The 12422-nt window shown below is 62.0% G+C and carries 20 protein-coding genes; 1 reads left to right on the forward strand and 19 read right to left on the reverse strand.

The window, feature by feature from the left end; translation table 11 throughout:
- Positions 1-173: 173 nt before the first annotated feature.
- Positions 174-1172, forward strand: a complete 999-nt coding sequence (gene hemB, locus DM992_RS02230) for a porphobilinogen synthase (protein ID WP_034183609.1) — start codon at positions 174-176, stop codon at positions 1170-1172.
- Positions 1173-1334: 162 nt separating this feature from the next.
- On the opposite strand, the gene dsbD is transcribed toward hemB, so the two are convergent.
- The 19 genes from dsbD to rplX all read right to left on the reverse strand — a co-directional run bounded on the left by dsbD (position 1335) and on the right by rplX (position 12420).
- Complete coding sequence (gene dsbD, locus DM992_RS02235) at positions 1335-3188, reverse strand: protein-disulfide reductase DsbD (RefSeq protein ID WP_111015507.1); 1854 nt, start codon at positions 3186-3188, stop codon at positions 1335-1337.
- On the reverse strand, positions 3181-3507 hold the full coding sequence (gene cutA / locus DM992_RS02240) for a divalent-cation tolerance protein CutA (protein WP_111015508.1): 327 nt from the start codon (positions 3505-3507) through the stop codon (positions 3181-3183). Before cutA ends, dsbD begins: the two co-directional genes overlap by 8 nt.
- A 201-nt stretch (positions 3508-3708) precedes the next feature.
- Positions 3709-4104, reverse strand: a complete 396-nt coding sequence (gene rplQ, locus DM992_RS02245) for a 50S ribosomal protein L17 (protein WP_006477175.1) — start codon at positions 4102-4104, stop codon at positions 3709-3711.
- Positions 4105-4243: 139 nt separating this feature from the next.
- Complete coding sequence (gene rpoA, locus DM992_RS02250; RefSeq protein WP_006477176.1) at positions 4244-5221, reverse strand: DNA-directed RNA polymerase subunit alpha; 978 nt, start codon at positions 5219-5221, stop codon at positions 4244-4246.
- Positions 5222-5345: 124 nt separating this feature from the next.
- Positions 5346-5969, reverse strand: a complete 624-nt coding sequence (gene rpsD, locus DM992_RS02255; RefSeq protein ID WP_012362893.1) for a 30S ribosomal protein S4 — start codon at positions 5967-5969, stop codon at positions 5346-5348.
- 154 nt (positions 5970-6123) lie between these two features.
- A complete protein-coding gene (gene rpsK / locus DM992_RS02260) occupies positions 6124-6525 on the reverse strand; it encodes a 30S ribosomal protein S11 (protein ID WP_004197937.1) in 402 nt (133 codons plus the stop codon).
- A 28-nt stretch (positions 6526-6553) separates the two neighbouring features.
- Positions 6554-6919, reverse strand: a complete 366-nt coding sequence (gene rpsM / locus DM992_RS02265; protein ID WP_034183606.1) for a 30S ribosomal protein S13 — start codon at positions 6917-6919, stop codon at positions 6554-6556.
- 38 nt (positions 6920-6957) lie between these two features.
- Positions 6958-7074 carry a 50S ribosomal protein L36 gene (gene rpmJ / locus DM992_RS02270; protein ID WP_004199844.1) on the reverse strand — a complete coding sequence of 39 codons (117 nt, stop codon included), beginning with the start codon at positions 7072-7074 and terminating at the stop codon, positions 6958-6960.
- Between the two features lie 20 nt (positions 7075-7094).
- Positions 7095-7313, reverse strand: coding sequence for a translation initiation factor IF-1 (gene infA / locus DM992_RS02275; RefSeq protein WP_004521905.1), 219 nt, complete (start codon positions 7311-7313; stop codon positions 7095-7097).
- Positions 7314-7321: 8 nt separating this feature from the next.
- Positions 7322-8671 carry a preprotein translocase subunit SecY gene (secY, locus tag DM992_RS02280; protein WP_006482915.1) on the reverse strand — a complete coding sequence of 450 codons (1350 nt, stop codon included), beginning with the start codon at positions 8669-8671 and terminating at the stop codon, positions 7322-7324.
- 42 nt (positions 8672-8713) lie between these two features.
- On the reverse strand, positions 8714-9148 hold the full coding sequence (rplO, locus tag DM992_RS02285; protein ID WP_006482880.1) for a 50S ribosomal protein L15: 435 nt from the start codon (positions 9146-9148) through the stop codon (positions 8714-8716).
- Between the two features lie 26 nt (positions 9149-9174).
- Positions 9175-9357, reverse strand: a complete 183-nt coding sequence (gene rpmD / locus DM992_RS02290; RefSeq protein ID WP_006400644.1) for a 50S ribosomal protein L30 — start codon at positions 9355-9357, stop codon at positions 9175-9177.
- 15 nt (positions 9358-9372) lie between these two features.
- Positions 9373-9891, reverse strand: a complete 519-nt coding sequence (rpsE, locus tag DM992_RS02295; protein WP_006482895.1) for a 30S ribosomal protein S5 — start codon at positions 9889-9891, stop codon at positions 9373-9375.
- Between the two features lie 14 nt (positions 9892-9905).
- A complete protein-coding gene (rplR, locus tag DM992_RS02300; RefSeq protein ID WP_006477183.1) occupies positions 9906-10271 on the reverse strand; it encodes a 50S ribosomal protein L18 in 366 nt (121 codons plus the stop codon).
- Between the two features lie 12 nt (positions 10272-10283).
- Positions 10284-10814: a 50S ribosomal protein L6 gene (gene rplF / locus DM992_RS02305; RefSeq protein ID WP_006758786.1), complete on the reverse strand. Its 531-nt coding sequence runs from the start codon at positions 10812-10814 to the stop codon at positions 10284-10286.
- Between the two features lie 18 nt (positions 10815-10832).
- The gene (gene rpsH, locus DM992_RS02310; protein WP_034183605.1) at positions 10833-11228 is read right to left on the reverse strand and encodes a 30S ribosomal protein S8; all 396 of its coding nucleotides are present in this window, start codon (positions 11226-11228) and stop codon (positions 10833-10835) included.
- 14 nt (positions 11229-11242) lie between these two features.
- Positions 11243-11548: a 30S ribosomal protein S14 gene (gene rpsN / locus DM992_RS02315; RefSeq protein ID WP_006482884.1), complete on the reverse strand. Its 306-nt coding sequence runs from the start codon at positions 11546-11548 to the stop codon at positions 11243-11245.
- 7 nt (positions 11549-11555) lie between these two features.
- Positions 11556-12095, reverse strand: a complete 540-nt coding sequence (gene rplE, locus DM992_RS02320; RefSeq protein WP_006482882.1) for a 50S ribosomal protein L5 — start codon at positions 12093-12095, stop codon at positions 11556-11558.
- A gap of 16 nt (positions 12096-12111) precedes the next feature.
- Positions 12112-12420, reverse strand: a complete 309-nt coding sequence (gene rplX / locus DM992_RS02325) for a 50S ribosomal protein L24 (RefSeq protein ID WP_006477187.1) — start codon at positions 12418-12420, stop codon at positions 12112-12114.
- Positions 12421-12422: the final 2 nt, after the last annotated feature.

The raw sequence follows: 12422 nt of genomic DNA on the forward strand, positions 1-12422 counted from the left end.
TTTAACGGCGGGTCAAACAGCCTAATCGAAAAACGACAGGCACCCGCTCAGGGAGGAGAAGCGGGGAGCTGCACGCGACGCGTGCCGCTCGATCGCTATCATATACCAACGCTCCCGAAAATGACCTAAGGGTTCCGTAAGGTCCTTACTGCCCTGATTTCTGCCCAATCGACATGAGCTTCCATCCGCTTCATCGTCCGCGCCGGATGCGCCGCGACGACTTCTCCCGGCGCCTGATGCGCGAAAACCGCCTGACCACCGACGACCTGATCTATCCGGTGTTCGTCGTCGACGGCACCAATGAACGGCAGCCGGTGCCGTCGATGCCCGGCGTCGAGCGCGTGTCCGTCGATCTGCTGATGCATGTCGCCGAGCAATGCGTCGAACTCGGCGTGCCCGTGCTGTCGTTGTTCCCGGCCATCGAGCCGTCGCTGAAAACGCCTGACGGCCGCGAGGCGGCCAATCCGGAAGGCCTGATCCCGCGTGCGGTGCGCGAGCTGAAGAAGCGCTTCCCCGAGCTCGGCGTGCTGACCGACGTCGCACTCGACCCGTACACGAGCCACGGCCAGGACGGCGTGCTCGACGAGAACGGCTACGTGATCAACGACGACACGATCGAGATCCTGGTCGATCAGGCGCGTGCGCAGGCCGAAGCCGGCGTCGACATCGTCGCGCCGTCGGACATGATGGACGGCCGCATCGGCGCGGTCCGCGAGATGCTGGAAAGCGACGGCCATATCCATACGCGCATCATGGCCTACTCGGCCAAGTTCGCGTCGGCGTTCTACGGCCCGTTCCGCGACGCGGTCGGCTCGGCATCCAACCTGGGCAAGGGCAACAAGATGACCTACCAGATGGATCCGGCAAACAGCGACGAAGCACTGCGCGAAGTGCGCCTCGACATCGACGAAGGCGCCGACATGGTGATGGTCAAGCCCGGCATGCCGTACCTCGACATCGTGCGTCGCGTGAAGGACGAGTTCCGCTTCCCGACCTACGTGTACCAGGTGAGCGGTGAATACGCGATGCTGAAGGCTGCCGCGATGAACGGCTGGCTCGACCACGACAAGGTCGTGCTCGAATCGCTGCTCGCGTTCAAGCGTGCGGGCGCCGACGGGGTGCTCACGTACTTCGCGCTCGACGCCGCGCGTCTGCTGAAAGCGCAACGCTGATCGCGCGCCGGCAGGCGTAAGAAAAAACGGCGGGACACCTCGGTGTTCCGCCGTTTTTTTGTTTGCCGCCGATCGAGGCCCGCCTGCCTGCCGACGTCGAATCGTCAGTTCATGCCGCGCGAGCGCCCCGGTGTGCCACCGGCCCGCACCCGGCGGGCCCCCTCATACCGTCGGGACAGCGGCCCGATCGAGGCTGCGCAGGAACGTCTCGGCCGCCTGATAGCCGACCACGCGCCCTATTTCGTTGCCGCTGCGATCGAAGAAGATGATGCCCGGCGGCCCGAACAGGTTGAAGCGCTTGAGCAGCGCCTGGTCGTCCGGGTTGTTCGCGGTGACATCCGCGCGCACGAGGTGAAGCTTCGCGAGCCGCGCCTGCACGCGCGCGTCGGTAAACGTCAGATGCTCCATCTCCTTGCAGCTCACGCACCAGTCGGCGTAGAAGTCGAGCATCACGGGCCGGCCCGACGTCTTCAGCAGCGCGTCGAGCTCGCTACTGGAGCGCACCGATGCGAACGCGGGCCCGTCCTGCGCGGCTGCCGTGCCCGCCGCCGCACCGCCCGACGCAACCGTGCGAGCCGCAAGGACCGCCAGCGGCTTGACGGGATCGGTCGACCCTGCAGCCAGGCCGACGAGCAGCGTCGCCGCCCAGATCGCGAGCGCGGCGCCCACGCCGCGGCCCAGGCGGCGCCAGATCGACGCGGTGCCGGCATTCGGCGTGAACAACCCGAGCGCCGCGGCCGCGATGAGCAACCACAACGCGGCGAGCACCATCTTCAGACCACCCGCGAGCACGGGCCACACGATCCACAGCGCGGCCGCGAGCAGCACGATGCCGAAGAACACCTTCACGCCGTCCATCCATGCGCCCGCGCGCGGCAGCACCGTCCCGGCACCGACGCCGACGACGAGCAGCGGCACGCCAAGCCCCAGCCCCATCGCGAACAGCGCCGCACCGCCGAGCAGCGCATTGCCGGTGTGCGCGATAAAGGCGAGCACCGCGAACAGCGGCGCCGTCATGCATGCGCCGACGACCAGCGCCGACAATGCGCCCATCGCCGCGACCGCGGCGAAATGGCCGCCCCGGCGCGCGCTCGATGCCTCGGCCGCGCCGTTCTGCCAGCGCTCCGGCAGCGCGATGTCCTTGCCTGAAATCAGCGATACGGCGAACGCGGTGAGCAGCACGCCGAACGCGCCGAGCACCCACGGGTTCTGCAGCCACGCGCCGAGACTCTGGCCGACCAGCGCCGCGGCGATGCCGAGCACCGTATAGACCAGCGCCATGCCGACCACATAGGTCAGCGACAGCGCGAAGCCGCGTACATGCGTCACGCGCGTGCCCTGGCCGATGATGATCGCGGACACGATCGGAATCATCGGGTACGAACAGGGCAGGAGGCTCAGCACGACGCCAGCGACGAAGTACAGCGCGACGATCGTGAAGAAGCCGTGCCCTTCGAGCAGCGACTGCGCGAAATCGGCGCTCGTGACCTTGTCGAACCAGCTGCCTGCGGCAGCCGTTTCTCCGGACGACGATGCGGCAGCACCCAGCGCGGCGCCGTCGACCTTCACGACGTGCTCGGCCGGCGGATAGCAGATCCCCTCGTCCGCGCACCCCTGCGACGTCACCGCGAGTTCGAACGGCCCCGACGCCTGCTTGACCGGCACGTGCACCACGACTTCGTCACGATAGGTCTCGACGTTCTTCTGGAAGGTCTGGTCGAACTTCACGTGGCCGGCCGGCAATTGCGGCTCGCCGAGCGTCGCCTGCCCGCTCTTCACCGCAAACGCGAACCGCTCGCGATACAGGTAATAGCCGTTGGCGACCCTGAAGCGGACGTCCACCTGTCCCGGCGATTCGCTCGCGCTGAACTTGAACGCAACCGACGGATCGAGGAAATCGTCGGCCGCGCGCGCAACCGACAGGCCGCCCAGCACGAGCACGAGCACGAGCGACAACAGAACTGCAAGAAACCGCAGCGCGCGCACGCGCACGGGAAGCGCCATACCATTAAACATGAAATAGACGTTGAGTTTCGCTGGTCACCCACTGGCCGTACGCGGCCGATGCCGTTGCCTGCCACGAGACGATTTCGGGCGTCTCGTACGGATGATGCGCAAGAATAAATCGCTCCAGTTCGAGCGCCCGCACGGCGCTCGTCTTGAACAGCAACTGGATCTCGTCGGCCGTTTCGACCTTGCCCTGCCAGTGATAGCGCGACTTGATCGTGCCGAGCTCCGACACGCACGCGGCAAGCCGCGCGTCGAGCGCACCGTCGGCGAGCGCCGCGGCAGTCGCCGCGTCGGGTACCGTCGTCAGCATCAGCACCACTATCATCCGCGCCTCCTGGCTGGTCTACCGGCTCCTGCCGGCGCGGGTTGCCCACCTGGGAACCACGCCGGTTGCCCCGTATCGTAGCTCAGCCGGCGCGACGCTGCCGGGGGCGGCCTGCGACAATCGATCGCAGCCGGCGTCTCAAAAACAAAAAGGGCCAAGCAATCGCTCGGCCCCTTTCGGATACTGCTGCGTACCGGAAGCTTATTCAGCTTCTTGCACGTTTTCCGTTTCGTCGACTTCCGGACGGTCGAGCAGTTCGACCAGTGCCATCGGTGCGTTGTCGCCGACGCGGAAGCCGAACTTCAGCACGCGCAGGTAGCCGCCCGGACGGTTCGCGAAACGCGGACCGAGCACGTCGAACAGCTTCGCCACCGAGTCACGATCGCGCAGGCGGTTGAATGCCAGGCGACGGTTTGCCAGCGACGGCTTCTTGCCGAGCGTGATCAGCGGCTCGACGACTTTACGGAGTTCCTTCGCCTTCGGCAGCGTCGTCTTGATGACTTCGTGCTCGATCAGCGAGTTGGACATGTTACGGAGCATAGCCAGACGGTGGCTGCTCGTGCGGTTCAGTTTCCGCAGACCATGACGATGGCGCATTTCAGTTTCCTTGATTCAAAGTTTTGATCCAGCTCTTCTATCGCACCTCGATGGGTGCACGGGCCGGTAACGAAAAAAAAGCAAGATGCGGATTTTAAAGGAAAATCCGCATCTTTGCCAACTACAGCAACAACCGGGATTACTTGTCGAGACCAGCCGGCGGCCAGTTCTCGAGCTTCATGCCCAGCGTGAGACCGCGCGAAGCGAGCACTTCCTTGATCTCGTTGAGCGACTTGCGACCGAGGTTCGGCGTCTTCAGCAGCTCGTTTTCCGTGCGCTGGATCAGGTCGCCGATGTAGTAGATGTTCTCGGCCTTCAGGCAGTTCGCCGAACGAACCGTCAGCTCGAGATCGTCCACCGGACGCAGCAGGATCGGATCGATCTGCGGTGCACGCGAGGGTGCCTCGGCAGCCGTTTCCGTACCTTCCAGCGCCGCGAACACGGACAGCTGGTCGACCAGGATGCGGGCCGATTGGCGGATCGCTTCTTCCGGCGTGATCACACCGCTCGTCTCGATGTTCATCACGAGCTTGTCGAGGTCGGTACGCTGCTCGACACGTGCGCTTTCGACAGCGTAGCTCACGCGGCGAACCGGCGAGAACGATGCGTCGAGGACGATGCGGCCGATGATCTTGGCCGTGTCTTCTCCGTAGCGACGGACGTTGCCGGGCACATAGCCGCGACCCTTCTCGATCTTGATCTGAACGTCGAGCTTGCCGCCCTTCGACAGGTGCGCGATCACGTGATTCGGGTTGATGACTTCGCAATCGTGAGCCAGCTCGATATCGCCGGCCGTGACGACGCCTTCGCCTTCCTTGCGCAGCGTAACCGTCACTTCGTCACGGTTATGCAGCTTGAACACCACGCCCTTCAGGTTCAGCAGCAGGTTGACGACGTCTTCCTGCACGCCATCAAGCGTCGAGTACTCGTGCACCACGCCGGCGATCGTGACTTCGGTCGGCGCGTAGCCAACCATCGACGACAGCAGCACGCGGCGAAGCGCATTGCCCAAGGTATGGCCGTAACCGCGTTCGAACGGCTCCATGACCACCCTCGCGTGGTTCTCGCCAAGCGATTCCACGGCGATGATCTTGGGTTTCAGCAAACTGGTTTGCATGGGCTTTCCTTTTCAATACCCTCGGCTCGTTACACCGATAAGGCTGACCGGTAACAACCAGAAAATAAACAGCCGAGGCCCGTCCTTGCGCAACGCAATCGGGGTACCTCGGCCGTCAATCGGATTAACGCGAATACAATTCGACGATCAGGCTTTCGTTGATGTCGCCTGCGATGTCAGCGCGTTCCGGCATTTGCTTGAACGTGCCTTCGAACTTCTTCGCATCGACTGCAACCCAGCTCGGCATGCCGCCTTGCTCGGCCAGCGACAGCGCTTCGACGATACGCGCCTGCTTCTTCGCCTTTTCGCGGATCGCGACGACGTCACCCGCCTTCACTTGCTGCGACGGGACGTTCGCGACGACGCCGTTCACCGTGATCGACTTGTGGCTCACGAGCTGACGCGCTTCGGCGCGGGTCGAGCCGAAGCCCATGCGATACACGACGTTGTCGAGGCGCGACTCGAGCAATTGCAGCAGGTTTTCACCCGTGTTGCCCTTGCGGCGGTCGGCTTCGGCGAAGTAGCGGCGGAACTGACGCTCCAGCACGCCGTAGATGCGCTTGACCTTCTGCTTTTCGCGCAGCTGCGTACCGTAGTCGGACGTACGTGCGCCCGAGGTACGGCCGTGCTGGCCCGGCTTGCTGTCGAGCTTGCACTTGTCGGCGAGCGAGCGGCGCGCGCTCTTCAGGAACAGGTCGGTGCCTTCACGGCGGGACAGCTTGGCTTTGGGGCCGATATAACGTGCCACTTTGCATTCCTTTATCAATCAGTCACGCGGATCGAAATCCGCGCTAGTCCGCTCCCTTTGGGGCGAACGGTGGGCTTAGTCAATCAAAAAAGCAACGCCCGTCGACGCTAGGCGGCGACAGGCAATGCGCTAGCACGAACGTGCCAGCACATTCTTAGATACGACGACGCTTCGGCGGGCGGCAGCCGTTGTGCGGAATCGGGGTGACGTCCGAAATCGCGGTGATCTTGATGCCGAGGCCGTGCAGTGCACGCACCGCCGACTCACGACCCGGGCCCGGGCCCTTGATCCGCACTTCCAGATTCTTCACGCCATATTCCATCGCGACGCGGCCAGCCGACTCGGCTGCGACCTGAGCAGCGAACGGCGTCGATTTGCGCGAGCCCTTGAAGCCCTGGCCGCCCGACGTCGCCCATGCCAGCGCGTTGCCTTGGCGATCGGTGATCGTGATGATCGTGTTGTTGAACGACGCGTGGACGTGAACCACACCTTCAGCGACGTTCTTCTTAACCTTCTTGCGAACGCGTTGCGCCGCGGTGTTCGAAGCCTTAGCCATTACGTTTTCCTGTAACTGTCAGTTCCGCTTACTTCTTCAGCGCTTGCGCTGCACGACGCGGACCCTTGCGAGTACGTGCGTTCGTACGCGTACGCTGACCGCGCATCGGCAGGCCCTTGCGATGACGGACGCCACGGTAGCAACCGAGGTCCATCAGGCGCTTGATGTTCATCGTCACTTCACGGCGCAGATCGCCTTCGACGACAAACTTGCCCACTTCTTCACGCAGCTTTTCGAGATCTGCGTCGGTCAGGTCCTTGACCTTCTTCGAGAATTCCACGCCAGCTGCCACGCAAATGCTGCGCGAGCGCGTGCGGCCGACACCGAAGATTGCCGTCAGGCCAATCTCGGTATGCTGGTGATTCGGGATGTTAACCCCTGCGATACGAGCCATTGTTTTTCCTCAAACAAAAAGCGCAAACAAACGCGCGGTCAGCCTTGGCGCTGCTTGTGGCGCGGATCCGAGCTGCAGATCACGCGAACGACGCCTTTGCGCTTGATGATCTTGCAATTGCGGCAAATGCGCTTAACCGATGCCATCACTTTCATGATAATACCCTTTTTTCAAATCACTTCGCCCGGAACACGATCCGCGCACGAGACAGATCGTAAGGCGTCAACTCAACCGTCACCTTGTCGCCCGGGAGAATGCGGATGTAGTGCATCCGCATCTTTCCGGAGATATGCCCCAACACGACATGGCCGTTTTCCAGCTTCACACGGAAGGTCGCATTCGGGAGGTTTTCGATCACCTCACCCTGCATCTGGATTACATCGTCTTTGGCCATAGTCCTTATTAACGCATTGGGATGTTGCCGCCCTTGAAGTTAGCCTTCTTGAGCAGCGACTCATACTGTTGCGACATAACGTACGACTGCACCTGCGCCATAAAGTCCATCGTGACGACGACAATGATCAGCAGCGACGTTCCACCAAAATAAAACGGCACGTTCCAGCGCAGCACCAGGAATTCCGGCAGCAGACACACGAAGACGATGTAGATCGCACCGGCCAGCGTCAGACGCGTGAGGATGCGGTCGATATATCGCGCGGTCTGATCGCCCGGACGGATGCCCGGAACAAACGCGCCGCTCTTCTTCAGGTTGTCCGCGGTTTCCCTGCTGTTGAACACCAGTGCGGTGTAGAAGAAGCAGAAAAACACGATTGCCAGCGTGTACAGCAGCACATAGACCGGCTGGCCCGGCTTCAGCGCTTCCGCAACGTTATGCAACGTATTGGAAATCCAGCTTCCCGTCGGCTGACCCGTACTGAACCAGCCGAGAATCGTTGCCGGGAACAGGATGATCGACGATGCGAAGATCGGCGGAATCACGCCCGACATGTTCAGCTTCAGCGGCAGGTGCGACGACTGCCCGCCGTAGATCTTGTTGCCGACCTGGCGCTTCGCGTAGTTCACGAGGATCTTGCGCTGACCGCGTTCGATGAACACGACCAGGTAAGTCACCGCAGCAATCAGAACGACGATGATGATCGCCGAAATGATGCTCATCGAACCCGTACGCACCAGCTCGAACAGCCCACCGACGGCATTCGGGAACCCTGCTGCGATCCCGCCGAAGATGATGATCGAGATACCGTTGCCCAGACCACGCTCGGTAATCTGCTCGCCGAGCCACATCAGGAACATCGTGCCGGTAACCAGCGTCACGACCGTCGTCAGACGGAACAGCATGCCGGGATCGGTGACGAGGCCCGGCTGGTTTTCCAGCGCAGCCGCGATACCGAACGCCTGGAAGGTCGCGAGCACCACGGTGAAATACCGCGTGTACTGCGTGATCTTCCGTTGCCCTGCCTGCCCTTCCTTCTTCAGCGCCTCGAGCTGCGGCGAGACGATCGCCAGCAACTGCATGATGATCGACGCCGAGATGTACGGCATGATCCCCAGCGCAAAGATCGTGAAGCGGGAAAGTGCGCCACCCGAGAACATGTTGAACATGCCCAGGATGCCACCCGCCTGGCTCTGGAACAGCTTAGCCAGTTGATCCGGATCGATGCCCGGCACGGGAATGTGCGCGCCGATGCGATAGACGATCAGCGCCAGGAGCAGGAACATCGCTCGCCGACGCAGATCGCCGAATTTCGCCGTGCTTCGACCGGGTTTTGCAAGACTCGGGCTGTTAGCCAAGTACCTTCTCCGATGAATGCAAGTGACGACGCGCTACGCGTGTCACTCGGCGAACGAACCGCCGGCCGCTTCGATCGCAGCGCGCGCACCCTTGGTCGCACCGAGACCCTTCACGACGATCTTGCGCTTCAGCTCGCCCGTCGCGATGATCTTTGCGCTCTTCGTCAGCTCGCCGACCAGGCCGGCTTGCTTCAGTGCGAGCAGATCGATCTCGTCGACCGGCAGTTTCTCGAGGTCGCCCAGGCGCACTTCACCGACGAATTCCTTCGTCAGCGACGTGAAGCCGCGCTTCGGCAGACGACGTTGCAGCGGCATCTGACCGCCTTCGAAACCGACTTTGTGGAAGCCGCCCGAACGCGATTTCTGACCCTTGTGACCACGGCCAGCCGTCTTGCCGAGGCCCGAACCGATGCCACGGCCGACGCGACGCTTGGCGTGCTTGGCGCCAGCGGCCGGCTTCAGGTTATTCAATTCCATATCAACTCCTTGATCCGTAGGGCCGCTTACGCGATGACCTTAACGAGGTACGAGACCTTGTTGATCATGCCGCGGACCGCCGGCGTGTCCTGCAGCTCGCTGACCGAGTTGAGTCGGCGCAGGCCCAGGCCACGCACGGTCGCGCGGTGCGATTCGCGGGTCCCGATCAGGCTCTTAACGAGCTGAACCTTGACAGTTTTTTCAGACATGGTGACCACCCGGGCTTAGCCCAAAATTTCTTCGACGGACTTGCCGCGCTTCGCCGCGATGTCTGCCGGGGTGGACTGCTTGCGCAGGCCGTCCAGCGTGGCGCGAACGAGGTTGTACGGGTTCGTCGAACCGTGGCTCTTCGCCACAACGTTCTGAACGCCCATCACGTCGAACACTGCGCGCATCGGGCCGCCGGCGATCACGCCCGTACCTGCCTTCGCCGGAGCGAGGAGGACGGCCGATGCGCCGTGCTTGCCGTGCACTTCGTGCTGCAGCGTGCCGTTCTTGAGCGGCACCTTGAACATGTTGCGGCGAGCTTGTTCCATTGCCTTCTGGACAGCGACCGGCACTTCCTTCGCCTTGCCCTTGCCCATACCGATGCGGCCATCACCATCGCCAACCACGGTCAGTGCGGCGAAGCCGAGAATACGGCCACCCTTCACGACCTTGGTCACGCGATTGACCGAAATCATCTTTTCACGAAGGCCGTCGTCGCGCTCGTCAGCCTGAACTTTCGCTTGCATCTTTGCCATGACGAATTCCTTCCTTAGAACTTGAGCCCAGCTTCGCGAGCTGCCTCAGCCAGCGCTTTAACGCGGCCGTGGTAGCGGAAGCCCGAGCGGTCGAAGGCGACGGATTCGATGCCGGCGGCCTTTGCCTTCTCGGCAATACGCTTGCCGATCAGCGTCGCGGCGTTAACGTTGCCGCCCTTGCCCGACTTGTCGGCGAGCTCGGCGCGCACTTCTGCCTCGAGCGTCGACGCGCTGGCCAGCACCTTGGTGCCGCAGGGCGAGAACACTTGAGCGTAGATGTGCGTGTTCGTGCGATGCACGGCGAGACGCGCGACCTGCAGCTCAGCGATCTTGATACGCGTCTGGCGAGCGCGGCGCAGGCGAGATTGAGTCTTATCCATGATTGCGCACCCTTACTTCTTCTTCGTTTCTTTGAGGATCACAACCTCGTCGGAATAGCGCACGCCCTTGCCCTTGTAGGGCTCCGGCGGACGGTAACCGCGAACTTCCGCAGCTACTTGACCGACTTGTTGCTTGTTGATCCCCTTGATCACGATTTCGGTTTGCGTCGGGGTTTCAGCCTTGACGCCTTCCGGCATCTGGTGCACCACCGGGTGCGAGAAACCCAGCGACAGGTTCAGCTTGTCGCCTTGCGCTTGCGCACGGTAACCGACGCCAACCAGCGTCAGCTTGCGCTCGAAACCCTTGGTCACGCCGTGCACGGCATTCGCGATGATCGCGCGCATCGTGCCCGACAGTGCGTTTGCTTCGCGGCTTTCGTCGACCGGCGACAGATTCAGCGTGCCGTCGTTGTTCGCCACGTTCACGAGCGGATTGATCGCTTGCGTGATGGTGCCCAGCGGGCCCTTGACGGTGATTGCACCGTCGGCCAGCTTGACTTCCGCGCCTTGCAGCGCGATCGGGCTCTTACCTACTCGAGACATGTTTCTCTCTCCTCGGCTTTAAGCGACGTAGCAGATGACTTCGCCGCCGACGCCGGTAGCGCGCGCCTTGCGGTCGGTCATCACGCCCTTCGGCGTCGACACGATTGCCACGCCGAGGCCATTCATGACCTGCGGAATGTCGTTACGGCCGCGGTAGACGCGCAGGCCAGGCTTCGACACGCGCTCGAGGCGTTCGATGACCGGACGGCCAGCGTAGTACTTCAGCGCGATGTTCAGTTCTGCCTTCGCGCCTTCAGCCTTCACCGCGAAATCGTCGATATAACCTTCGTCCTTCAGGACTTGCGCGATTGCAACCTTGACCTTCGACGAGGGCATCGCGACCGATACCTTCTCGACCATCTGCGCGTTGCGGATGCGAGTCAGCATATCGGCGATAGGATCACTCATGCTCATTTACGTTTCTCCTATTACCAGCTCGCCTTGGTCAGGCCAGGAATCTCGCCACGGAATGCGATTTCACGAATCTTGTTACGCGCGAGGCCGAATTTACGGAACGTGCCACGCGGACGGCCCGTGATCGCGCAGCGGTTACGCTGGCGGGTCGGGTTTGCGTTGCGGGGCAGTTGCTGCAGCTCCAGGCGTGCTTCGTAGCGCTCTTCTTCCGACTTGCTTTGGTCTTCGACGATCGCCTTCAGCGCTTCGCGCTTTGCTGCGAACTTCGCGACCAGGCGGGCGCGCTTCTTTTCACGTTCGATCAGTGCCAGTTTAGCCACGGTAACCTCAGTTTCTGAACGGGAACTTGAAGCTGGCGAGCAGAGCCTTTGCTTCGTCGTCGGTCTTCGCAGTGGTCGTGATGCTGATGTTCAGCCCACGCAGTGCGTCGATCTTGTCGTAATCGATTTCGGGGAAAATGATCTGCTCTTTCACACCGATGTTGTAGTTGCCGCGGCCATCGAAAGCACGACCCGACACGCCACGGAAGTCACGCACGCGGGGCAGGGCAACGGTCACGAAACGGTCGAGGAATTCATACATCGCACGACCACGCAGCGTCACCATCGCGCCGATGGGGTAACCCTGGCGGATCTTGAAGCCTGCGATTGCCTTGCGCGCCTTCGTCACGACCGGCTTCTGACCTGCGATCTTCGTGAGGTCGCCAACGGCGTTCTCGATGATCTTCTTGTCAGCGATCGCTTCGCCAAGACCCATGTTCAGCGTGATCTTGGTGATGCGCGGCACTTCCATGACCGACTTGTAACCGAACTTCTCGATCAGGCCGGGCACAACCTTTTCTTTGTAAAACTCTTGAAAACGAGCCATTTTTTACTCCGCTGCGTCAGGCGCTCAGTACGGCACCGGTCGTCTTCAGGAAGCGAACCTTCTTGCCTTCCTCGACCTTGATGCCAACACGCGACGCCTTGCCATTCGCGTCGACCAGTGCGACGTTCGAAATATGCAGGGGCATCGTCTTCGCTTCCACGCCGCCCGTCGTACCCTTCATCGGGTTCGGCTTCACATGCTTCTTGACGAGGTTGATACCTTCAACCGTCACATGCTCAGCACCGACAGCCAGCACGACGCCGCGCTTGCCCTTGTCCTTGCCGGTAACGACGATCACTTCGTCACCCTTGCGAATCTTGTTCATCG

It is taken from the genome of Burkholderia sp. JP2-270, assembly GCF_003233675.1.
In the GTDB taxonomy this organism is placed as follows: Bacteria; Pseudomonadota; Gammaproteobacteria; order Burkholderiales; family Burkholderiaceae; genus Burkholderia; species Burkholderia pyrrocinia_C.

Excerpts from the sequence above, each read along its gene's own strand:
- cutA (WP_111015508.1), bottom strand. The coding sequence starts at position 3,507 with ATGATAGTGGTGCTGATGCTGACGACGGTACCCGACGCGGCGACTGCC.
- rpoA (WP_006477176.1), bottom strand. The coding sequence starts at position 5,221 with ATGCAAACCAGTTTGCTGAAACCCAAGATCATCGCCGTGGAATCGCTT.
- rpmJ (WP_004199844.1), bottom strand. The coding sequence starts at position 7,074 with ATGAAAGTGATGGCATCGGTTAAGCGCATTTGCCGCAATTGCAAGATC.
- rplE (WP_006482882.1), bottom strand. The coding sequence starts at position 12,095 with ATGGCTCGTTTTCAAGAGTTTTACAAAGAAAAGGTTGTGCCCGGCCTG.
- hemB (WP_034183609.1), top strand. The coding sequence starts at position 174 with ATGAGCTTCCATCCGCTTCATCGTCCGCGCCGGATGCGCCGCGACGAC.
- rpsH (WP_034183605.1), bottom strand. The coding sequence starts at position 11,228 with ATGAGCATGAGTGATCCTATCGCCGATATGCTGACTCGCATCCGCAAC.
- rplR (WP_006477183.1), bottom strand. The coding sequence starts at position 10,271 with ATGGATAAGACTCAATCTCGCCTGCGCCGCGCTCGCCAGACGCGTATC.
- rpsE (WP_006482895.1), bottom strand. The coding sequence starts at position 9,891 with ATGGCAAAGATGCAAGCGAAAGTTCAGGCTGACGAGCGCGACGACGGC.
- rpmD (WP_006400644.1), bottom strand. The coding sequence starts at position 9,357 with ATGTCTGAAAAAACTGTCAAGGTTCAGCTCGTTAAGAGCCTGATCGGG.
- rplQ (WP_006477175.1), bottom strand. The coding sequence starts at position 4,104 with ATGCGCCATCGTCATGGTCTGCGGAAACTGAACCGCACGAGCAGCCAC.
- rplO (WP_006482880.1), bottom strand. The coding sequence starts at position 9,148 with ATGGAATTGAATAACCTGAAGCCGGCCGCTGGCGCCAAGCACGCCAAG.
- rplF (WP_006758786.1), bottom strand. The coding sequence starts at position 10,814 with ATGTCTCGAGTAGGTAAGAGCCCGATCGCGCTGCAAGGCGCGGAAGTC.
- infA (WP_004521905.1), bottom strand. The coding sequence starts at position 7,313 with ATGGCCAAAGACGATGTAATCCAGATGCAGGGTGAGGTGATCGAAAAC.
- dsbD (WP_111015507.1), bottom strand. The coding sequence starts at position 3,188 with ATGTTTAATGGTATGGCGCTTCCCGTGCGCGTGCGCGCGCTGCGGTTT.
- rplX (WP_006477187.1), bottom strand. The coding sequence starts at position 12,420 with ATGAACAAGATTCGCAAGGGTGACGAAGTGATCGTCGTTACCGGCAAG.
- rpsK (WP_004197937.1), bottom strand. The coding sequence starts at position 6,525 with ATGGCTAAGGCTTCGAACACCGCGGCGCAACGCGTTCGCAAGAAGGTT.
- rpsM (WP_034183606.1), bottom strand. The coding sequence starts at position 6,919 with ATGGCTCGTATCGCAGGGGTTAACATCCCGAATCACCAGCATACCGAG.